The sequence below is a fragment of the Chryseobacterium sp. Y16C genome (genome assembly GCF_022488405.1).
GTDB lineage: Bacteria > Bacteroidota > Bacteroidia > Flavobacteriales > Weeksellaceae > Chryseobacterium > Chryseobacterium geocarposphaerae.
Genome location: NZ_CP092711.1, coordinates 357,116 through 378,833 on the forward strand (window position 1 = coordinate 357,116; position 21,718 = coordinate 378,833).

Genomic DNA, 21,718 nt, shown 5'->3' on the forward strand with positions numbered 1-21,718 from the left:
TTTCAAAAACCTATGAGGTTTTAAAAAACAAATTGTCTGTAGTCTGTCATTCCGAGGAAATCGAGGGATCTCATGATGGAAAGGATGTTTCCTCCGTCAGCATGACAATTATTGTTCGGATTACTAATGAGTAAAACATTAAAAAATGAAAACAACAAATATTATAACATCTGTACTGGTATTGGCCGGAATAACGGCGAAATCCCAGGTGGCAGTCGGGAAACAGGCTGTGAGTAATACATCAGTTTCTTTAGAGTTTGCCAATACGGAAAACAGAGGCTTAGTGCTTCCGTATATAACCGATAAAAGCGGTATAACAGCAGAAGGAAGCATGATTTATGATACCACAGATCATAAAGTAAAATACCTGAAAGATGTCGGAGTATGGGTGAACCTTAGTGAAGATGATGCTACATCGGCGACTATAGGCACTGCTGACCTTTCTATACAGGGAGCAAACAAAACAGAGCAATCCACCGCAAAAACGGTGATCGGTGTTAATGGATCAACGGATACCACCAATGGGATTCTGGTGCTTTCTGACACCAATAAAGCAATGATTCTGCCTAAAGTAGCCAGTCCTCATCTTAATATTATCAATCCTTCACCGGGAATGATGGTGTATGATACGGTAAAAAAACAACTTGCGGTATATAATGGTACGGCATGGAGCTTTTGGAAACCATGAAACCACTGTCATCCCGAGGCACCGAGGGATCTTATGAAAAGATGCTTCCTTCGTCAGCATGACAAAGCGGTAATCGAAAACCCTTTCATCCTGAGCGTGCGGCGTAGCGAAACAGCTGAAGGATCGGTTGATGAAAGGAAAAGATATTTCGACAAGCTCAATATGACAAAGGCTGTCATCCCGGGGAAAGAAACTCTTTTCAAGAGCATGCTGTCATCCCGAGGCACCGAGGGATCTCATAATGAAAGATGCTTCCTTCGTCAGCATGACAGCAAATGGAAAGTTTATTTTCCAGACATTTTTGATTAATACATACAAAAGCCGTATATCTGAACTGATATACGGCTTTTTATATAAATAGTTATGAAAAACGAATCCGTTAGGTATTATAAGATCTTTTAAAATATATATAGTTTATATTCCTATAATTTCATCATCAATGCTATAGATGATTTCTCTGATGTTTGCCATTTGCTTTTCCGAGAGAAGTCCCAAACGGAAATAAAAATTCTTTACCCCATTTCCTCTTTCACTTCTACGGCTTATTTCCAAATAATACACAAAAAATTCCCTTGTTATTTTAAATGATTTTAATTTATGTAAAGGAATTTCTAAAGCAGGCAGTTCATAATGGCTTTTTTTGAGAGGATGAGCGTATTTTATCAATAACGTATTCTTCGATATTTCCAAGAGAATAACTTTTAACAGGCTTATTCTCCAAATCACTATTGAAATGCTTAAAAACAACAAGATGTAAAAATGAAAATCTTGAATATATAATAGGTTTTTCAAGACAGTCAGAACTGAAATGCTGATCAAAAGCAGCGTAATAAGAATGCCTATTATACTGGTGAAATTTTTTCTCGGAGGAATTTCATAGTAGGTTTTTCTTTCGGCTTCAGAGGTGTACATATAACTTCTTAACAAAAATTCTTTTTTTCGTATTTGTCGATCCATTGGTAAGAAATTGTTTTAGAATTCTCAGTGTTTATTCAATGTTTCATCAAGGCATTTTATCTGCTTTACTTGATCAAATATTTCTTTTGCTATTCATCAGAAAAGAAGATTTCTTCATGCTCATAGCAGCTGAAAATTTATATTATAGATTCATCATAGTGTTCTAGTTTTAGAAGGGTAGCTTTTTTATTAAGCTACCCATGACTAAACCGTGTATTTAGTATCCCCTACTAAAAAACATATCATTTCGCTGCAAGATTACTTATAGTAAATGATTTAGACAACTATAGCATTGAAGGATTTCGGAAAAAATTTGAATAAAATTAACAGAATTTAGAGCATGTAATTTTAGAGAAAAAATCTTTATTTCTTCTGCTTATTTTGTGTATAAAACATGGAATAATTACCGTAATCATTCTATTGATGACTTGAAAGTGAAAAACGTTTTTTATAAAATTGCAGACGATTTAGTAATATAATCATCAAATAAGAATATAGAAATATAAAAAATACAGTACATACACAAAGCGAGTATTTTGGTAATTAGTAACTTCTTAAAATACACACCCGATCTCGGGATTTTTCATGTTTTTGTGTGAACCTCTTTCTTTTGAAGAGGTTTTTTCGTTTATTATGGTAGTGTGTACAATGTTAATTTAAAATCATTCTTAATGGAAGATTTTATAATTTTGGTAGTGTGAGAAAGCTGATTTCCATATTATTGTTATCATTCTATTTGGTTTCTACAACTGAACTGTACCAGTTTTTGAAAATGCCGCTTCTTATAGAGCATTACCTAAAGCATAAAAACTTAAATCCTGAAATGTCGTTTAATGCTTTTCTGAAGGCTCACTATGGTGATCCGGTGAAGGATAATGATTCTGATCAGGATAAAAGATTACCTTTTGTATCACATAACCATCTGCTTTCGGTAGTTTTTGTTATCAATTCAATTTTAGACTTTCATTGTACGGAGAAAATAAGCTGTTTTTTTGACGTTATGAAAACACTTTATAAAAGTATTTTCTATCATAAAGAAATACTCGATTTTATCTGGGAACCCCCGAAAATTTAGCCAATTTAATTTGTATTTCCAATCAATGATTGGAAAGTTGTATCGGCCTTTGAATAGATCTGTAAATTGCAGATGTATCACAACCTTATATTCAGAGGTTTATTTTTATCCCAGTTAAAATTAATCAACAATAAAATAATAAATAATGAAAAAGTCGTCTTTAATAATAAAATCAATAGCAATTATCTTTTTGTTATTGCTTGTCATTCAGCTTTTTGATACTGATAAAAATATATCAGCCACTCCTTCTGAAAATGCAATTGAAAAACATTATCAGGTGTCATCCCACGTACAGGGCTTATTAAAAACAAGCTGTTACGATTGTCATTCTAATAATACGGCATATCCCTGGTATAGTAATATACAGCCGGTAAAATGGTGGTTGGCAGATCACGTCAATTCAGGGAAGAGGCATTTGAATTTTGATGAATTTAATACCTATACTAAAGAAAGAAAATTGAAGAAATTAGATGAAATTGTCGAAACCGTTAAAGAGGGAGAAATGCCGCTTAGCTCGTATACAATAATCCATCATAATGCAAAATTATCTTCTACGGATAAATCGGAAATAGAAAAATGGGTGGTTCAGGTTAAAAAGGAGATCAATTAATAATTAAAATCATCAATATTATTCTGTTATGACAAAAACATTCAGTAATTTTAATACTACATCCATTTCACATGAATTATAATATCCCTGAAAATCTCAAAGGTCTTACAGAAGCGGAAGTGGAAGCTTCCCGAAAAAAATACGGATATAACCGGCTGGAAGCGGTTAAAAAAGAAACATGGGCAGATATGCTTATTGATATTCTGAAAGAACCCATGCTTATTTTATTGATATGTGTTTCACTTATCTATGTAATCATAGGTGACTATGGTGAGGCTTTATTTATGTTGGTTGCGATAATAGGAGTAACGGCTATCTCTTTCTATCAGGATAACCGAAGTAAAAAGGCCCTGGAAGAACTTGAAAAATTGAACGAGCCTTTAAGTACGGTTATAAGAAATTCAAAGATTATTAAAGTACCCACTTTTGAAATTGCTGTGGGAGATCTCTGTATTACCGAAGAAGGAAATTTGATCAATGCAGATGGTACCATTGTACATAGCAATGATTTTTCCGTTAATCAGTCTTCACTTACAGGGGAGAGCTTTTCTGTTTTTAAAGACAGCAAATCAGAAGATAATAAAGTATACAGCGGAACAATTACTGTTTCCGGTCTTGCCGTTTTTGAGGTAGAACAAATAGGAAAAGAAACCAAAGTAGGAAAAATAGGGCAGTCTATACTAGGAATAAAAGAAGAAATATCTCCTTTACAGCTCCAGATCCGGAATTTTGTAAAAGGTATGGCCATTATTGGACTGATAATTTTTTTGGCGGTATGTATTTTCAGCTATATTAAAACGGAAGACTTTGTGACCAGCTTATTAAGTGGTTTGACTTTGGCGATGTCTGTACTTCCTGAGGAAATTCCTGTAGCTTTTACCACCTTTATGGCTTTGGGTGCCTGGAAGCTGATGCGGGAAGGAATTATTATTAAACGAAGCAGTATTGTCGAAACGTTGGGAAGTGTTACAGTGATATGTACAGATAAAACGGGAACAATTACGGAAAACTCAATGCAGCTAAAGCATCTTTATGATTATAAGTCTGATACGATTTATGAACAGGAGAATTTCAAGACAAAAGAGCTGGATGAACTTATTGATTATGCGATGTGGAGCAGTGAGCCAGTTCCGTTTGATCCGATGGAAATAACCTTACATAAGGTGTATGAGCAGACTCAGGATTCTGACGACAGAAAAAATTATCAGTTATTTCATGAATATCCGTTGGAAGGAAAACCTCCTATGATGACCCATCTTTTTGAAAATGAACAAAAAGAGAGAATTATTGCGGCAAAAGGTGCTCCTGAAGCAATTCTTACTGTTTCTGAACTTTCAGAAGAGGAAAAGAATAAAATCAGAAATATTGTAAAAGAATTTGGTGAAAAGGGATATCGGGTTCTTGGAGTTGCCAAATCTCATTTCGAAGGAAATAATTTCCCTGAAAACCAGCAGGATTTTAGTTTTGAATTTTTAGGACTGACCGCATTTTATGATCCTCCAAAAAAAGAAATAAAAGAAGTTCTTCAGCATATTTATAACGCAGGGATTAAGGTAAAGGTAATTACAGGGGATAATGCGGATACCACAAAGGCCATTGCATTGCAGGCCGGGATTATCAATAATGCTCCGGCTGTTAATGGGAGTGAGGTCACCGCAAGTTCAGAAGATGATTTAATGAAGCTTTCTGAAAAAACGACTCTGTTTACAAGAATGTTTCCTGAAGCAAAGCTTGAAGTGGTGAATGCGCTGAAAGCACAAGGTAACGTAGTGGCCATGTTGGGAGATGGTGTGAACGACGGACCTGCATTAAAAGCTGCCCATATAGGAGTCGCAATGGGAAATAAAGGAACCGAAATTGCCAAATCAGCAGCAGCACTCGTCATTACGAATGATGATCTTGAAAAGCTGGTAGTAGGAATTGCTGCGGGGCGGAGAATTTATGCCAATATCAAAAAAGCTGTTCAGTATATTATTTCTATTCATATTCCCATTATCCTTACAGTTTCTTTGCCTTTATTCCTGGGATGGGTATTCCCTCACATATTTACTCCGGTTCATGTTATTTTTCTTGAACTGGTAATGGGACCTACCTGTTCCATTGTGTATGAAAATGAGCCTATTGAAAAAGATGCAATGCAAAGGCCTCCAAGAGTGCTTACAGATACATTTCTGAACTGGGGAGAGCTTATGGTAAGTATTATTCAGGGACTGGTTATCACAGCAGGAATACTATGGATATATCAACATTCTGTCCACCTGGGGAATGATGAGCCTACAACAAGAGCTTGGGTGTTCAGTACTTTAATATTTGCGAATATTTTACTGAGTTTGGTAAATCGATCTTTCCATTACAGTATTTTTGAAAGTTTTAAAAATCGCAATTATTTATTAGTAGGTATTTCCGCGTTGGTTCTTGTATTATTGTTTGTTATTCTATATGTGAAGCCGGTATCAGGATTCTTTAGTGTAGCGCCTCTTACAGTAAAAGAATTAGGATTAACATTCCTTACTGCTGCAGTTTCTGTGCTTTGGTTTGAGATTTATAAGCTTCTAAAAAGGCTTTTGGAAAGGAAATAAAAAATAATGATTCCTAATAAAATATTTTATAATTTTGATTTGTGAAAAAATTGATTTCCATACTGTTATTGTCACTGTATTTAATTTCAACAACTGAAGTATATCAGCTGTTGAAAATTCCGACTTTGATAGAACATTATTGGGAACACAAAAAGTTGAATCCGGAAATGTCTCTTACAGCGTTTCTGAAAACCCATTATGAAAATCCCGTTAAAGACGGAGACTATGGCAAAGATCAGAAACTGCCGTTTGTAATTCATTCAGCACCATTAACTTTGATATTCACGATTCACCCAGGCTTTTGTTTTGAAGCAAAGGCTGAAAGTTTCAGACCATTACAATCTCATAAAATTCCTTCAAAAGATGAAGATTTTTGTTACAAAGGATTTACAGGATCGGTCTGGGAACCACCGAAATCTTTGTCCATATAATCTATTTAATTTGATTGATCTACAATCAAACAACATCTTATTCTCTAAAATCATTATAAAAATTAAATAATGAAAACACTATTTTCAGCCATATTAATGGTTGTATTCGCTGTTGGCATTCAAGCGCAGAGTCGTTGGGAAAGTGCCAAAAAACTGGCGTCCCAAAATAAAGAACTTATTTTACTGAACTTTTCAGGTTCAGATTGGTGTATTCCATGCATCAAACTTCATAAGAATATCATTGAAACCGATGAATTTAAAAAGCTGGAAACAGAAAATATCGCTGTTTACATCAATGCAGATTTTCCAAGAAACAAAAAGAATCAGCTTTCTCCGGAATTGAAAAAAGAAAATGCATCGCTTGCTGATCAATATAATCCGAAAGGACTTTTTCCTTACACCCTTTTATTGAATTCGGAGGGAAAGGTTTTGAAAAGCTGGGAAGGGCTTCCATCTGAAAATGCTTTAGCTTTCACCAAAGAAGTACGGGATATTAAAGAAAACCAAAATAAATAAGATCATATGTTGAGAGAATTCAAAAGACCTCAGAAATTAATGGGGAACGCTTTTGAAATTACCGTTGTAAGTGACAATGAAAATTTGGCTAATCAGCATATTGATGCAGCTATTGACGAAATTCGGAGGATTGAAAGACTTTTAACTACTTTCAACGACGAAAGCCAAACCCATCTTATCAATAAAAATGCAGGCATAAAGCCTGTGAAAGTAGATGGGGAAATCTTTGGTTTAATTGAAAGAAGTTTGAGAATCAGTAAAATTACAGACGGATATTTTGATATTTCTTACGGTGGAATCGACAAAAGCTTCTGGAATTTTGACCGGCAGATGCAACAACTTCCTGATCCTGAACTGATCAAAAAACATCTGAAATTGGTTAATTATCATAACATCATTCTTGACCATCACAATCAAACAGTTTTCCTGAAAGAAAAAGGAATGAGAATAGGTTTTGGGGGAATTGGGAAAGGTTATGCAGCGGAGATGGCAAAAAGACTTCTTCAGAATAGAGGTGTAGAATCAGGAATTGTAAATGCATCAGGGGATTTAACAGCCTGGGGAAATCAGGCAGACGGAAAACCATGGACGGTTGGAATTGCTGATCCTGATAACGCCGGAAAACCATTTTCTTACATGAATATTACTGATATGGCGGTAGCAACATCTGGGAATTACGAAAAATTCGTGGTCATCAACGGGAAAAAATATTCTCATACCATTAATCCAAAAACAGGAATGCCTGTTTCGGGGGTGAAAAGTGTTACCATCTTTTGTCCTAATGCAGAAATTGCTGATGCAATGGCAACTCCTGTAAGCATTATGGGAATTGATGCGTCACTTAATATGGTAAACCAGATCAATCATCTGGAATGCATCATTATCGATGATCAGGACAATATATATTCCTCTCAAAATATTAATTTAAAATGAAGTTTTAGATTTCATTTTATAACTAAAACAAATTCAATTCAAATGAAAAATTTTATAAAAATAATAATAACAGGCTTTTTTATTTTCCTGGTTGGTTCAATGCATTCTTGCACAACCGTAAAAGAATATGAAAAAAATAAACTTAATGATGCTGAAATGGTGTTGGGAAACAGAACCATTGAAAAAACAGAACTCAGCTTTCAATCCTACAGAGAAGGTTCTTCGGGAGCCAATGCAGGGAAAGTGGGAGGCGGATGCGGTTGTAATTAAAGTAAAATTTAAGTGTGATTTAAAATGAAAAAAATTATAATAAGCATTTTTGCTCTTTTCGGAATTTTCAACGCAAAAGCACAGGAAAACTCAAATAATGAACAGCCTAAAAAGCTTAGTTTTGATGAAGCTAATTTGGTGTCCAGTTATTATAAGCAGGATGGAAATAACTCGGCGGTTACGGGCGGAATAGGAACCGAAAAATTAACTGACATTTCTAATACCATTGATGTAACAATGGTAAAATATGATAAAAATGCCAGAAAAAATAAATTCAATTTCAGCGTGGGGATAGATCATTATACTTCCGCCTCTTCCGATATGATAGATTTAAAGGCCAATTCATCCGCTTCCCATGCAGACAATAGAATTTATCCTGCTCTTAGCTGGAGTCGGGAAAATGATACGAAGGGAACCACTTTAATGGCTGGAGTTTCGTTTTCAACAGAGTTTGATTATCAGTCTTATGGCGCCAATATCGGCTTTTCGCAAAAAACAAAAAATAGAATGGGGGAGTTTACAGCGAAATTTCAGGCTTATCTCGATCAGGTAAAACTGATTGCCCCGATTGAGCTTAGAACAAATGGAAGCACAGGAGGGGAACACGAAAACTACGGAACCAGCGGAAGAAATACTTTTGCACTGTCCCTATCTTATTCACAGATCATCAACCAGAATTTTCAGGTTGAATTTTTGGCGGATGGAGTTCAGCAGACAGGATATTTAAGTTTGCCTTTCCATCGTGTTTACTTTACGGACAATTCAGTTCATCAGGAAGCTTTGCCTGATAAACGATTTAAAATTCCTTTGGGGATAAAAGCGAATTATTTCCTGGGGGATAAAGTTATTTTGAGAGCGTATTATCGTTATTATACCGACGATTGGGGGTTGAAGTCCAATACATTCAGTCTGGAAACACCGGTGAAAATTTCGCCTTTTGTTTCGGTAAGTCCGTTTTACAGATATTATTCTCAGACAGCAGCTAAATATTTTGCACCTTATCAGCAGCATACTGCTTTTGATGACTTTTATACGAGTAATTATGACCTTTCGAAATTTAACAGTAACTTTTATGGAGCAGGAATCAGAATCAGTCCGAAAAATGGTTTATTTGGAGTGGAAAGGCTGAATATGCTGGAAATCAGATATGGGCATTATACAAAATCTGTTGGAATGAAATCAGATATTATTTCATTAAACCTGAGATTCAAATAAGGTTGATTATTAATAAAAGATTTTATAAGTATAAAAAAATCAGCTCTCATTTCTGAGAGCTGATTCTACTTTAAAAAGTAATCGTTGTTATGATTTCTTATTCCTTGATGAATTTCTTCTGTGCCGAAGTTGAGCCATCCTGAATATCGATCACATACATTCCGTTGATTAACGCATGGACATCTACTTTGTTATTTAAGATGATTCCACTTGAAATCAACTGACCTGCTGCACTATAAATCTTATAGTTAGCACGTTTGCTGATATTCTTAACATTCAATACTGTACTTACAGGGTTAGGATAAATCAAGATGTCATTCTGATTCAGTAAGTTAGCAGCCGGTTTCTTAGAGATTCTTATCGAGTAATCTTCCACTTCTCCATTGTCGAAGTTGGTACAGTTTACCGGAATTCCTCCTTTCATTAAGGCTACTCTCATCACTACATACATGTAATCTACATTGCTTACAAAAGCATCGGATGGTACACTGAATGTAGTTGTTGCTGTTGTTGCAGTACTTGGATTAGATACCAAAATTCTTTCATTGATATCAAATTCTCCGTTTCTGTTGAAATCGATCCATGCTACCACTCCTGCATCTGCGCTTACTACTTTATCAATCGTTAGCTGGTTGTTCACTGAACCCTGAATCAATTCGATCTGAGCAAGAGGATCAGTAGTATAATCGGTATACGTTGAACCTGCAGAAGCTTTTATCATCTGTGGTTTTCCATTAGGAACCACTGTCACTTTGGAGATATATTCTCCTGATGAAGTATTAGCTCCCATGTGGCAATAGATCACTGTTGGAGTGGTAAAATAGTATGGTAAAGTAAAATTACCCGGTGTACCGCTACAAACGTTAGCTACTTCCATTTCATACTTAGTCATCTCTAATAGATCCGTAAGAATATAGATATTATTCGATACTTGAACAGTAGTCCATCCAGGAGTTCCTACTTTTCTGTATCTTAAAATATATTTACCTGTAGCATCCGGACCTACATAAGGATCCCACTGTACTTTAGCACTTGTTGGCTTCAGTTCAAGAATAGTTAATCCCGGCGGCGGAATCTGGCAGGTTCTCTCTGTAGTAAATCTTACCAAACTTGACCAAGGGTTAGGTGTTGTTGAATTCACACATGTACTTCTTACCTGAACTTCATACTCTGTATAAGGATCCAAAGGAGAAAGTAAAGAAGAATTAGCAGGCGGATTAGGTAAAGGCGTCATTGAAGTCGGCCATGGATCACCAACTTTTCTCCATCTCATTTCATAGGTAGCGCTTGCTGCCAATGGCGACCAGTTAATCATTGCTGAATTCGCGGTAATACTCGTAACGGTCACGTTTGGTGGAGTCGGGTCACATTTGGTGGTAAATTCATTATGTGAGTAAGATCCCATATTTGTTGTGCCACAAAGAGCCACAACTTCTACTTCATATAAAGTAGCCGGGTCTAATCCTGTAAGAGGTTGAGAGTGTAATGCTCCCGGTGCTATTGCCGCTATAGGTATTGGTCCTGCAGCAGGTAGCCAACCTCCACCAGAACCTACAGGTCTGTATCTGAGTTCATAAGTATTTGCACCTATTGCATCCTGAGACCAGTTAACACTTGCTGAATTATGAGTAATTGAAACCACTGTTACCACAGGGGTAGGAGTAGTACAAGGTTGTACATTGACCAAATAATCATGGGTTTCACCATAAGAAGCATTAGCACAGGCATTAACATTGGTAGTACTATATACTACACGCACACGCATTCTGTGAACACCAGCCTGAGCAGTAATCGGAATAGCAATATTAGCCGTAGCAAATGAAGGGCTGGTTACCAACGAGAGATCCGTCAGTAATTTTTCAGCAGCATCAAACACTCCATTATCGTTGAAATCAATCCAGATACTTGCTTTTTCGTAAGATGGAGAAGTATAGGTGGTATTGATTTGTACCGGATAAGATTGTCCGGCTATAAGATTCACAGGAGTGAATGCGGCAGTTCTATCATAATACCCTGATCCGTTACAGCCAGTATTCAGATCGCTGATCGTAGAAGTACCTGCCCCCGTAATTACAAAGCTGTTTAGATTATCTCCGGAGCTACAACCATAGGTATAAGTAGGCGTACAATAACACTGGGTTACTGCATTTTGCCCTACTGAAACAATATTGGATGTAGAACTTTGGCCGGAATTGGTACAAGTAACCACACAACGGTAATCAGTAGCAGAGGTTTGGCTGGCAACAGTATAGGAGATGCCTGTTGCTCCCGCTATATTGGTAAAGGTATTAGCACCTGCAGGCGAACTCTGCCATTGATAAGTAACTCCTAATCCGATTGTAGCACCAGTAAGAGTTAAACTAACTGGTACACCTACGCAAATACTTGTAGCAGATGCAGATGCCGTGCCCGCTATTACCGAACCGGAACAAGGGATACCAGGAGCAACAGTAATATTATAATCTTCAGTTTCACCAGATCCGAAACTGGTACTACAAGCATCCGTAGGCAGATTTTGATTGGCATTTCCTCTGGTTCTGATACGCATACGGGTAATTCCCGCCACAGCTGTTACCGGAATACTGACAGGTACTGTTACTGTTGTTCCGGATGGTATACCGGCAGAGCCACTTCCCGGTCCCACATAAAAATGTTCGGTGGAGCTTAATGTTCCATCCTGGTTCCAGTCAATCCATACTGAAGTTATCGCGCCGGTATAAGTTCCTGCAGGACCTATTGTTACACTTATATTCTGAGTAGTTCCCATTGCTACAGTGGTTGTAGCAGCAGGATAATAAGTATAATAAGGAGAAGCCGTAGGCTGAGAAGCCGAAGAATCATTATTAATAGTACCAAACTGCACTTTATTAATGAATGTGCCTGTTCCTCCTGCACTTACGGCTGCACAATAATTAAGACAAGCCATACCTGAGTTTTGTCCTACAGCAACAACACTGGAGTTTTGAGTACTACCACCATTGGTACAGGTTACAATACATCGGTAATCGGTAGCTGCCGTTTGATTAGCTACTGTATAGGAAATAGAAGTTGCTCCCGCTATATTGGTAAAAGTATTTGCTCCTGCAGGCGAACTTTGCCATTGGTAAGTAATTCCTGTTCCCATTGTAGCACCGGTAAGCGACAAATTGAAAGGTACATTTGCACAAGCATTAGTGACTGAAGACACTGCTGTTCCTCCTGTTACTGCACCTGTACACGGAGCAGCAGGAACGTGGGAAAATGAGATGAACGGTCTTCTGTAATTTGAGCTGCTTAAAGAAGTACCTAATGTTCCTGTTGTATTATTGATATACTTGGTCGTATTATTATTTGTCGTAACCACGCAAGGCGATGTATATTCATATTCCCAGGTTGTATTAACTGTATTTCCCGTATTTGTATATTCCATCAAAACCATAAGATTCTGTGCCCCTGAATACGTGAAATTATTTGAAAAGATAAACTGCTTCCAACCTGCTGCTCCTGTAGATGCAGCTACAGGGTTGGAGTCATATACCAAAGTAGCTCCTGTAATGGTTGTTGCCCAGTCAATGGCTGCTGCTCCGAAATCCAGACTTGAAGTCTCTTTTAGATAAACTTTGAAATTAGGAGTTCCGGTCATGTTACCGGTAGTTATCTTTTTAAAATATATTCCGGTCAAAGCCTGACCGGCTACGCCTGTAAGCTGTGTAGCGGGATAAATTACAGCAACTCTGCTTGTAGCAGTGGATGTAGCTGTACTGTACATAGGCCCATAAGTATTGGTTCCTAAGCTCATTGTACAGGTACCTGCCACCTGATATTGCTGGGCAAAGCTTTGTATTGATAATAAAACTGCCAAAAAAAATAAGTAAATTTTCGTCATAGTATACGTTATTAATTAAACAATAATTTGATTAGATTATTAATCAAACTTTTTAAGGTATAATCTATCGGATAAGACATATACAGTAATATGTATATCATTATCCAGATTAATAATAGTCTGTAACACTGCGATGTGTTGGTCATGTTAAAAATTTGTCATAGGCAATAATATTTAATGTTAATAGATTTAAAGATTAATGATTTGAAAAATTTGAGAAAAACGACTGTGTTTAAAAAACACCTTCCAAAATTTAAGGATAGGGTTTAAAGAAGGAAGGTGTAACTATAAGCATATCTTTCAAATCTGAACAAAATTTGTTCATTAATATTGTAATTAGGAATTGCTTAAGATATTAACCAATTAAATTCCTGAATAGACTTGAATATTATATTGTTTAATAATTAATTTCAGACAGAATGTTTTTCCTGATCATCAGCTTGTAGATTTCTGATGAATTCAACCCTAAAATCGTTATTCTTATTATGATTAATATGAAAAGAATTATTAAAACCAGTAAAAATATATTCCCTATTTAGTGTCGGTGCGGTCTCAACAACAGGTATTTCAAAAGATTTGTGCCCTTGGACGTTTAAGGAATTAAAAGTTTTGGAGAGTGGAAAATAGCTTAAATAAAGAAAAAATAGAAAAAAAATAGATTTATACATCATATGTTCGTGGTTAGGTGTTAATTATTCAAATATAGATAAAAATTACTTTGAATATCATAAAAAATGAAAAATTTCACATTTTTTTGATTAATTAATAAGAATAGCAGTGAATGGTTTTAATATTGTAACCCATTAATAAGTAGTGGGTTATTGATATTTTTTTAATTCTTTATTTTAAGAATAGCATGTTATTTGTAGTCGTTGTAGAAACAAACAACATGGAAAAGGAAACAAAAAAAAAGATTAGGCCCCTGCAGAAACAAAATCGGCCGGGGTCAGAAACAAACATGATCCCCATTTCAGAGACAATGCCGTTAGAATACCCGAAAGAAGGAAAATTAAAAGGCAAGGTAGCACTCATTACAGGAGGAGATAGTGGAATAGGGAAAGCTGTGGCTTTGTTATTTGCAAAAGAAGGGGCGGATGTTATTATTGCTTATCTGAGTGAAATAGAAGATGCAAAGCAGACTCAAAAGGAAGTTGAAGCTTTTTCCGGGAAATGTACTCTGATAAAAGGTGATCTGGGAAAAGAAAACCACTGTAAAAAAGTAATTGAGACGGGTATAAAAATCCATAAGAAGATAGATATCATTGTGAATAATGCAGGACTTCACTGGGAAGCAGAATCAATTGAGAAAATTACGACAGAGCAACTGCTGAAGACTTTTCAGAATAATTTTTTCTCCTATTTCTGGATTACAAAATATGCAATGCCGTATCTTAAAAAAGGTGCGAGTATTATCAACACTTCTTCAGTGACTGCTTACAGAGGAAGCCCAAAACTCATTGATTATTCTGCAACGAAAGGAGCAATAATATCTTTTACCCGAAGCTTATCCGCCAATCTTGTGGATAAAGGAATCAGAGTGAATGCTGTAGCACCGGGTCCGGTGTGGACTCCGTTAATTGCTTCCTCATTTGATCCCAAAAAAAATTCCGAATTCGGTAGCGATTCACCTATGAAACGCGCGGGTATGCCCAATGAAATTGCACCGTGTTTTCTATTCCTGGCTTGTGAGGATTCACGGTTTATCAGTGGCCAGGTTTTGCATCCTAATGGCGGGGAAATTGTAAATGGATAAATTGTTTTGGTATAACAGTATAGAAGAAAACTTATGATCGTAATCATAAATTTTGAAAATGTCTTTATCTATTTTTGAAACTCGATAAAGAAACATTATTGTTGAACTAATCAGCGTTTGCATCGTGCATAGATGTAATTCTAATGTTTTTGTTTTATAATTAATAATAAAACTTTTAGCCTTCAAAAATGATATTTAATGAAGAAATTTTGCTTTCATTAGGAGCGGAAATGCAGACTTATAAAGCAAATGAGGTAATATTCACGGAAGGTGGACAGCCTAATTATTTTTTTCAAATAAAACACGGTAGTGTAAAACTGAATAATTACCATGAAGATGGAAGAGAATTTATTCACAGTGTACCTTTTAAAGGGCATTGCTTTGGAGAGACATTTTTATTTTCGGAACTTCCATATCCTATCAATGCCATTGCCATTGAAGATTCAGGAATATTAAGGGTTCCCAAACTTAAATTTCTTGAATTTTTAAAGAAGTGTCCAAAATCCTTATGGACTTTATATATGCATACGGCCGAGAGAATGTACTACAGACATATTATGCTGAATAATCTTTCGGTAAGTAATCCTTTATATAGAGTAAGACAGGTAATGGATTGTTTAAAAGCATATCATCAGTATGAAGAGCCTTTTTCTTTTCAGATTCCGTTTACCCGGCAACAACTGGCTTCACTTACAGGACTAAGAATTGAAACGGTTATAAGAGTGGTTAAAAAAATGGAAAAGCAGAAAATGGTAAAAATAGAATTGGGTAAGATTTTCTATTAGCTTTATAAACGTATTCAACTGTATTATTTTTAAATTTTATGCTTTTTTTATGATTGAGATCATAAGATAATTAGAAAATAATATGTTAAATTTGAAGAACACACACAAAAAATTTAATATATGAAAAATCTATCGTATTATTCTCAGAGATACTTTCAAGTATTGTGTTGATTTGTATAAAAAGAAACATGATATAGAAACAATATCTGTTTAGGATTATCAGCCCGGATGCCAGATTAAGAAAAACACATTGGTAACCCGGGTTACACTTACTTCTGATTTTGGAGTTTATCCAAAAGATTCAATGATTCACAAAAAGTTAAAATCGATTAGGTATTTTAAAACTTTATGTAAATCTAAGCCTTTATTTTTTTTACCCTATAATAACTTTATTTAATTGTTTGAATTATATTGAGTTATAAGTATTTGGTGATTTTGGTGATTTGATAAGGGTTATTGATCATGAGTAGTTGATAATACGCTTTCATGCTTTTATTATTTATTAAAGGTATGAGGTGTAATCTGGCGACTCATAATCAAGGGTTCCCGGTATTATTTGAAAACATTAAAAATCATTAAAAAAATTGTTATGGTTATTGAAGAAAATCTGTTGTATTCAATGGGAGCAAATACTAAAACATATGCGGCCGGAGAGACGATCTTTCTAGAAGGTGACTGGCCTGCGTTTTATTACCAGATTATAAAAGGAGAAGTAAAACTTAATAATTACAATGAAGAAGGGAAAGAGACTATACAGATCATGATAGAAGATGGTCAGAGTATAGGAGAATCTTTACTGTTTATGGAAAAGTTTTACCCTATGAATGCGGTGGCGATCACTGAATGTGAAGTGATCAGGCTGCCGCGAAAAGCATTTATCAGTTTATTGAAAGAAGATGCGGAAATTTCTTACGAAATGAATAAATGTCTTTCTCAAAGATTGTATTTTAAGCTGATCATGACTCAAAATCTTTCATCTCAAAATCCCATACTAAAGCTTATTGCGCTTATGGATTATCTGAAAAGTTTTGCAAAGGATCAGAAGCAGTATTCATTTAAGGTTCCGTTGACCAGGCAACAAATGGCAGGACTTACCGGACTCTGTGTTGAAACCACAATACGGACCATAAAAGGGATGGAAAGAAGCCAAATCCTTAAAATAGAAGATCGTAAAATCATGTATTAATCTAAATTAAAAATTAATAACTGGAAGTAATGAAGATAAAAAGCTGTATGAATATCGAAGAATCACTTTTGTATTCATTTGGTGCAGAGACAAAATTTTTTAAAAAAGGTGAAGTGATTTTTAGAGAAGGAGACCAGGTTCTGTATTATTTCCAGATCGTGGAAGGAAAAATAAAACTGAACAATTATAACGAAGAAGGCAAAGAATTTATTCATAATATTTTAGGAAAGAATCAAAGTTTTGGAGATTCTCTGATTTTTTTAGACAAGCAATATCCGATGAATGCAACCTGCTTATCTCCAACCGAGCTTATAAGACTTCCTAAAAATAGTTTTTTGGAAATGCTGGAGAAAAATCCGGATATTTCAATTGAAATGAATCATTGTTTATCGCAAAGGTTATATTATAAAATGGTAATGATCCAGAATATGGCATCCTCGAATCCTGCAGTAAGGTTGAAAGGATTATTGAATTATCTTAGAAGTTTTCACCATGATGATTGTGACCATTGCTTTTCTGTGGAGCTTACCAGACAGCAAATCGCCAATTTAGTGGGACTTCGTGTAGAAACGGTCATAAGAGCATTAAAGAAAATGGAGCAAGAAGGAGTCATTAAAATTCACAACAGGAAAATTTTATATTGATAAATCCGATATGACTCAAGTCATAAATCAGTGAATTATTAAGCCGTACATTAGATTACTATTTTAAAGCATTAATTCAATACACACCACTTAAATATAGTAAAGTCATATAGGTTGTATTCTATATGACTTTTTTTGACTATAGATGATAAACGAATAGTAAATAGAATCCAAATCAATTACTTAAAATTAGAATGCAATGGAATTTCATAAAAAACTTCTGGAATATATCGGTCAGTCATTAATGACTGCAGATGAAACGATTGCGGTTGCCGAAAGTGTAACCTCAGGATGTTTACAGCTGGCTTTTTCTCAGATGCCTAATGCATCATTGGTTTATAAAGGAGGAATGACAGCCTATACTTTACCCATGAAGGTAAAATTACTGAACGTGGATCAGGAAGAGGCGGAGAAATGTGATTGTGTTTCGGAAAATATTGCGGAAACAATGGCTTTGAATGTGGCAAAACTTTATGAAACCGATTGGTCTATTGCCACAACAGGTTATTGCACACCTATCAGAAATTCATCCTACAAAATATTCGCTTTCTTTTCATTTTCTTATAAAGGTGAGATCATCCATACCGGAAAACTGGAACTGCACCCCAAAACCCAAGCCCTGAATGCCCAATTATATTACACTGAATTCATTTTGGGGTGCTTTAAAACAGAAGTCAGTAAACATATGGATCTACAATCAAGATTACAATTGAAAACAAATGGAAATGAAAGAATTAAAGTCAGTTAATAAATCGGTCTGATTCTTTTGTAGTTACAATACCAATAGATATTTATAATAATTTAATCAATTTGGAAAGGGTTTTGTACTCTACCATATAAAAAATATAAAATATGAGAGCGATCTGGAATGGAGCAATAGGTTTTGGATTGGTAAATATACCGATCAAGCTGTACTCGGCCAGTGAATCGAGTACTTTAGATCTGGATATGCTGGATAAAAAAGATCTCAGTAATATCAAATACAAAAGAGTCAATGAAAACACCAACAAAGAAGTTGCCTGGGAAAATATTGTAAAAGGCTACAAAATAGAGGATAAGTACATCGTGTTGGAAGATGAGGACTTTGAAGCGGTAAGTCCTGAAAAATCAAAAATTCTCAGCATTTTGCAATTTGTAAAAGAAGAAGAGGTAGATCCCGCTCTTTTTGAAACACCATATTTTCTGGAGCCCAAAAAAAACGGTGAAGCGGCTTACAAGCTTTTACTTAAAGCCTTAACAAAAACCAAAATGGCAGGAATAGGCTCCTTCATTTTAAGAGAAAGAGAAATTTTGTGCATGATTCGCCCTTATCAGGATGAAATTCTTATGGTGAACAGGATGAGGTATCCTGAAGAAATGAGAAATTATGAAGATTTGAAAATTCCATCGGGAAAAGCACCGAAAACAGAAGAACTGAAAATGGCTGAAGCACTGATCAAATCGCTAGCTGAGCCTTTTGATCCTACAAGATACAGAGATACTTATAATGAAGACCTTTTGAAAATTATACGACAGAAAGCAAAAGGCAAACGGGTAAAAACTAAAGAAATAAAAGAACCGGCAGGAAAAGCTACGGACCTTATGGCCATGCTGAAAGCCAGTCTTGAGTCAGGAAAAAGAAAAGCAGGATAAATTTTCGTTTAAACTTTAAATTTTTTAAGATGCCATTAGAAGAATATCACAAAAAGAGAGATTTTAAGGCAACTTCCGAACCGGAAGGCAAAGAAAAGGAAAGTAAGGCCAAATTAAAGTTTGTAATCCAGCGTCATGCGGCAACACGCCTGCATTACGATTTCAGATTGGAAATGGATGGAGTTCTTAAAAGCTGGGCCGTTCCGAAAGGGCCATCCCTTAATCCCGCTGATAAAAGATTGGCCATGATGGTGGAAGATCATCCGTATGAATACCGCACATTTGAAGGAAGCATTCCCAAAGGAAATTACGGAGCCGGAGAAGTTGAAATCTGGGACGAAGGAACTTATGAGCCTATAGAAAAAATAAAAGGCAAGACTGATGATTTGGTTATGCGTGCAGAACTGCACAAGCAATCTCTGAAATTTATCTTACATGGTAAAAAACTGAAAGGTGAGTTTGCCTTGGTAAAAATCAAAAACAGTACAGAAGAAAACGCATGGCTGCTCATTAAGCATAAAGACCGTTATGCTGTTGATGAAGACTATGACGCCGAAGAGCATACTTCTAAGAATTCTAAAGTTACCGCTTATCTTCAGGAAAAGAGCAGTAAAAAAAAAATGATACCACCGAAACCCTGAAGCACTATAAAAATTACACGAAAGCACTTTCTTTAGATAGGAAACTGTCTGATTTTATAAGACCTATGCTTTGTAAAACAATTGAAAAGCCTTTTGACGACAAAGACTGGGCTTTCGAAATAAAATGGGATGGCTACAGAGCTATTGGAGATATCAGAAATGATGAAATCCGGCTGTATTCAAGAAATGGATTGGATTTTTCGAAGTCGTTTAAAAAAATTGCTGATGCTCTTACAATTCAGAAGTATGATATGGTAGTGGATGGTGAAATTGTTGCTTATGATGACAAAGGGAAGCCTAATTTCCAATGGTTGCAAAGAATCGCTGAGAAGAATACGGATCTGGTTCTTATTTACCAGGTTTTTGATTTGTTATGGCTGAATGGCCATTCTACAGAAAATCTTTCTTATCTGCAACGAAAAGAGCTGCTGAAGGAAGCATTAGTAGAAAATGAAGTCATAAAGTATCATGACCATATTCTTGAAAAGGGAAAAGACTTTTTTCAGGCCGCTGAAAATATGGGACTGGAAGGAATTATTGCTAAAAAAGCAGACAGTGAGTATAAAGAAAATACCAGAAGCTCAGAATGGCTGAAAATAAAAATTCATAAGAGCGATGAAGCCGTAATCTGCGGTTTTACAGAACCGAAAGGATCAAGAAAGCAGTTTGGATCACTTATTCTGGGGAAATATCTGAATAATGAACTTGTTTTTTGCGGACATACCGGAACAGGTTTTACAGATAAAAGCCTTAAAGAGATCTACCAGAAAATGGAACCCTTTATCACGAAAGAATCTGCATTTGAAGTCACACCAAAAACCAATACCAAAGCAACATGGCTAAAGCCTGAATTGATTGCTGAAATAAAATTTACGGAGCTTACCAAAGATCATATTTACCGACATCCTGTCTTTTTAAGATTAAGAGAAGATATAGATCCTATTGATGTAAAATTTGATAACGACTTACCTGAAAAAAAACCGGAAATGAAACCCAAAACCTCCACAAAAAAACAACCTGCAGCGGACCGCGTAAAAAAAATAGGAAAACAGCAGGTGACACTTACCAATCAAAATAAGCTCTATTTTCCTGAAGATGATATTACTAAAGGAGATGTGATTGATTATTATCAGAAAATAGCCAAATTTATTCTGCCTCATCTGAAAAACCGTCCGCAGTCGCTTAACCGTTTTCCGAACGGAATTGAAGGGCTCAGTTTTTACCAGAAAGATGCGGATGAGCATACTCCGGATTGGGTAACATTACAGAAAATATTCTCCGAGAGTAATGACAAATACATCAATTATATTATTTGTAATGACAAGGAAACTTTAGCCTATCTGAATAATTTAGGCTGTATCGAATTGAATATTTGGACTAGCCATATACCGAAAGTGGATTATCCGGACTATTTAGTCCTGGATCTTGATCCTTCCGAAAAAAATACATTTGAAGATGTCATTGAAACGGCATTAGCGGTAAAAGAAGTTTTGGATAAAGCAGATATTGTTGGCTATCCGAAAACTTCCGGAAGTTCCGGCATACACATTTATATTCCTATGGGCGGAAAATATACTTATGACCAGGTAAAGGATTTTGGTCATGTACTGATGCAGCTTGTTCAGCAGGAGCTCCCAGAACTTACAACACTGGAAAGAAGTCTTCAAAAAAGGGATAAAAATAAGATTTACCTGGATTATCTGCAGAACAGAAGAGCGCAGACTTTAGCAAGCGTGTACAGCTTACGTCCTAAACCGGGAGCACCGGTCTCTGCGCCATTAGACTGGAAAGAAGTGAAAAAGGGACTTTTTCCTAAAGACTTTACCATACACAATATGCCGGAACGATTGCAGGAAAAAGGGGATCTGTTTAAACCTGTGCTGGGAAAAGGAATTGATCTTTTAAAAACCATAAAGAAATTAGAAAACCTAGAATAAA

19 protein-coding genes are annotated in these 21,718 nt (G+C 35.7%); 17 read left to right on the forward strand and 2 right to left on the reverse strand.

The window, feature by feature from the left end; all coding sequences use genetic code 11:
* Positions 1 to 145 precede the first annotated feature (145 nt).
* The gene (locus MKS83_RS01420) at positions 146 to 688 is read left to right on the forward strand and encodes a hypothetical protein (RefSeq protein ID WP_240581661.1); all 543 of its coding nucleotides are present in this window, start codon (positions 146 to 148) and stop codon (positions 686 to 688) included.
* Positions 689 to 1,102: 414 nt separating this feature from the next.
* Here the strand turns inward: MKS83_RS01420 and MKS83_RS01425 are convergent, their stop codons facing one another.
* Complete coding sequence (locus tag MKS83_RS01425; RefSeq protein WP_240581662.1) at positions 1,103 to 1,645, reverse strand: hypothetical protein; 543 nt, start codon at positions 1,643 to 1,645, stop codon at positions 1,103 to 1,105.
* 697 nt (positions 1,646 to 2,342) lie between these two features.
* On the opposite strand from MKS83_RS01425, the gene MKS83_RS01430 reads away from it, so the two are divergent.
* The 8 genes from MKS83_RS01430 (at position 2,343) to MKS83_RS01465 (ending at position 9,274) form a co-directional block, all read left to right on the forward strand.
* A complete protein-coding gene (locus tag MKS83_RS01430) occupies positions 2,343 to 2,720 on the forward strand; it encodes a hypothetical protein (RefSeq protein ID WP_240581663.1) in 378 nt (125 codons plus the stop codon).
* A gap of 145 nt (positions 2,721 to 2,865) precedes the next feature.
* Positions 2,866 to 3,330: a heme-binding domain-containing protein gene (locus MKS83_RS01435; RefSeq protein WP_240581664.1), complete on the forward strand. Its 465-nt coding sequence runs from the start codon at positions 2,866 to 2,868 to the stop codon at positions 3,328 to 3,330.
* A 71-nt stretch (positions 3,331 to 3,401) separates the two neighbouring features.
* Positions 3,402 to 5,909: a cation-translocating P-type ATPase gene (locus tag MKS83_RS01440; RefSeq protein WP_240581665.1), complete on the forward strand. Its 2,508-nt coding sequence runs from the start codon at positions 3,402 to 3,404 to the stop codon at positions 5,907 to 5,909.
* Positions 5,910 to 5,950: 41 nt separating this feature from the next.
* Complete coding sequence (locus tag MKS83_RS01445) at positions 5,951 to 6,340, forward strand: hypothetical protein (protein WP_240581666.1); 390 nt, start codon at positions 5,951 to 5,953, stop codon at positions 6,338 to 6,340.
* A 69-nt stretch (positions 6,341 to 6,409) separates the two neighbouring features.
* Positions 6,410 to 6,856 (forward strand): thioredoxin family protein, encoded by a 447-nt coding sequence (locus MKS83_RS01450; RefSeq protein ID WP_240581667.1) that lies wholly within the window; start codon positions 6,410 to 6,412, stop codon positions 6,854 to 6,856.
* 6 nt (positions 6,857 to 6,862) lie between these two features.
* Entirely contained in the window at positions 6,863 to 7,789 is a 927-nt protein-coding gene (locus MKS83_RS01455; protein WP_240581668.1) for an FAD:protein FMN transferase, read from the forward strand.
* A 42-nt stretch (positions 7,790 to 7,831) separates the two neighbouring features.
* Positions 7,832 to 8,059: a DUF4266 domain-containing protein gene (locus MKS83_RS01460; RefSeq protein ID WP_153394610.1), complete on the forward strand. Its 228-nt coding sequence runs from the start codon at positions 7,832 to 7,834 to the stop codon at positions 8,057 to 8,059.
* Positions 8,060 to 8,083: 24 nt separating this feature from the next.
* Positions 8,084 to 9,274: a DUF3570 domain-containing protein gene (locus MKS83_RS01465; RefSeq protein WP_240581669.1), complete on the forward strand. Its 1,191-nt coding sequence runs from the start codon at positions 8,084 to 8,086 to the stop codon at positions 9,272 to 9,274.
* A gap of 97 nt (positions 9,275 to 9,371) precedes the next feature.
* Here the strand turns inward: MKS83_RS01465 and MKS83_RS01470 are convergent, their stop codons facing one another.
* Positions 9,372 to 13,139: a GEVED domain-containing protein gene (locus MKS83_RS01470; protein ID WP_240581670.1), complete on the reverse strand. Its 3,768-nt coding sequence runs from the start codon at positions 13,137 to 13,139 to the stop codon at positions 9,372 to 9,374.
* A gap of 958 nt (positions 13,140 to 14,097) precedes the next feature.
* On the opposite strand from MKS83_RS01470, the gene MKS83_RS01475 reads away from it, so the two are divergent.
* From MKS83_RS01475 to ligD, 8 genes are all read left to right on the forward strand, one after another.
* Positions 14,098 to 14,892: an SDR family oxidoreductase gene (locus MKS83_RS01475; RefSeq protein WP_240581671.1), complete on the forward strand. Its 795-nt coding sequence runs from the start codon at positions 14,098 to 14,100 to the stop codon at positions 14,890 to 14,892.
* Between the two features lie 188 nt (positions 14,893 to 15,080).
* The gene (locus MKS83_RS01480; protein WP_228424198.1) at positions 15,081 to 15,677 is read left to right on the forward strand and encodes a Crp/Fnr family transcriptional regulator; all 597 of its coding nucleotides are present in this window, start codon (positions 15,081 to 15,083) and stop codon (positions 15,675 to 15,677) included.
* Positions 15,678 to 16,266: 589 nt separating this feature from the next.
* A complete protein-coding gene (locus MKS83_RS01485) occupies positions 16,267 to 16,863 on the forward strand; it encodes a Crp/Fnr family transcriptional regulator (protein ID WP_240581672.1) in 597 nt (198 codons plus the stop codon).
* A 47-nt stretch (positions 16,864 to 16,910) separates the two neighbouring features.
* Positions 16,911 to 17,507, forward strand: coding sequence for a Crp/Fnr family transcriptional regulator (locus MKS83_RS01490; RefSeq protein ID WP_240581673.1), 597 nt, complete (start codon positions 16,911 to 16,913; stop codon positions 17,505 to 17,507).
* Positions 17,508 to 17,706: 199 nt separating this feature from the next.
* Positions 17,707 to 18,255, forward strand: a complete 549-nt coding sequence (locus MKS83_RS01495; protein ID WP_240581674.1) for a CinA family protein — start codon at positions 17,707 to 17,709, stop codon at positions 18,253 to 18,255.
* Between the two features lie 104 nt (positions 18,256 to 18,359).
* Entirely contained in the window at positions 18,360 to 19,139 is a 780-nt protein-coding gene (locus MKS83_RS01500) for a Ku protein (protein ID WP_240581675.1), read from the forward strand.
* Between the two features lie 29 nt (positions 19,140 to 19,168).
* Positions 19,169 to 19,780, forward strand: coding sequence for a DNA polymerase ligase N-terminal domain-containing protein (locus MKS83_RS01505; RefSeq protein ID WP_240581676.1), 612 nt, complete (start codon positions 19,169 to 19,171; stop codon positions 19,778 to 19,780).
* 65 nt (positions 19,781 to 19,845) lie between these two features.
* A complete protein-coding gene (ligD, locus tag MKS83_RS01510) occupies positions 19,846 to 21,717 on the forward strand; it encodes a DNA ligase D (RefSeq protein WP_240581677.1) in 1,872 nt (623 codons plus the stop codon).
* The last annotated feature ends 1 nt before the right edge of the window (position 21,718 follow it).

Bases quoted from the DNA above. Each gene is read 5' to 3' on its own strand.
- MKS83_RS01420 (WP_240581661.1), top strand. From the start codon at position 146: ATGAAAACAACAAATATTATAACATCTGTACTGGTATTGGCCGGAATA.
- MKS83_RS01425 (WP_240581662.1), bottom strand. From the start codon at position 1,645: ATGGATCGACAAATACGAAAAAAAGAATTTTTGTTAAGAAGTTATATG.
- MKS83_RS01435 (WP_240581664.1), top strand. From the start codon at position 2,866: ATGAAAAAGTCGTCTTTAATAATAAAATCAATAGCAATTATCTTTTTG.
- MKS83_RS01440 (WP_240581665.1), top strand. From the start codon at position 3,402: ATGAATTATAATATCCCTGAAAATCTCAAAGGTCTTACAGAAGCGGAA.
- MKS83_RS01450 (WP_240581667.1), top strand. From the start codon at position 6,410: ATGAAAACACTATTTTCAGCCATATTAATGGTTGTATTCGCTGTTGGC.
- MKS83_RS01455 (WP_240581668.1), top strand. From the start codon at position 6,863: ATGTTGAGAGAATTCAAAAGACCTCAGAAATTAATGGGGAACGCTTTT.
- MKS83_RS01460 (WP_153394610.1), top strand. From the start codon at position 7,832: ATGAAAAATTTTATAAAAATAATAATAACAGGCTTTTTTATTTTCCTG.
- MKS83_RS01465 (WP_240581669.1), top strand. From the start codon at position 8,084: ATGAAAAAAATTATAATAAGCATTTTTGCTCTTTTCGGAATTTTCAAC.
- MKS83_RS01470 (WP_240581670.1), bottom strand. From the start codon at position 13,139: ATGACGAAAATTTACTTATTTTTTTTGGCAGTTTTATTATCAATACAA.
- MKS83_RS01475 (WP_240581671.1), top strand. From the start codon at position 14,098: ATGATCCCCATTTCAGAGACAATGCCGTTAGAATACCCGAAAGAAGGA.
- MKS83_RS01480 (WP_228424198.1), top strand. From the start codon at position 15,081: ATGATATTTAATGAAGAAATTTTGCTTTCATTAGGAGCGGAAATGCAG.
- MKS83_RS01485 (WP_240581672.1), top strand. From the start codon at position 16,267: ATGGTTATTGAAGAAAATCTGTTGTATTCAATGGGAGCAAATACTAAA.
- MKS83_RS01490 (WP_240581673.1), top strand. From the start codon at position 16,911: ATGAATATCGAAGAATCACTTTTGTATTCATTTGGTGCAGAGACAAAA.
- MKS83_RS01495 (WP_240581674.1), top strand. From the start codon at position 17,707: ATGGAATTTCATAAAAAACTTCTGGAATATATCGGTCAGTCATTAATG.
- MKS83_RS01500 (WP_240581675.1), top strand. From the start codon at position 18,360: ATGAGAGCGATCTGGAATGGAGCAATAGGTTTTGGATTGGTAAATATA.
- MKS83_RS01505 (WP_240581676.1), top strand. From the start codon at position 19,169: ATGCCATTAGAAGAATATCACAAAAAGAGAGATTTTAAGGCAACTTCC.
- ligD (WP_240581677.1), top strand. From the start codon at position 19,846: ATGCTTTGTAAAACAATTGAAAAGCCTTTTGACGACAAAGACTGGGCT.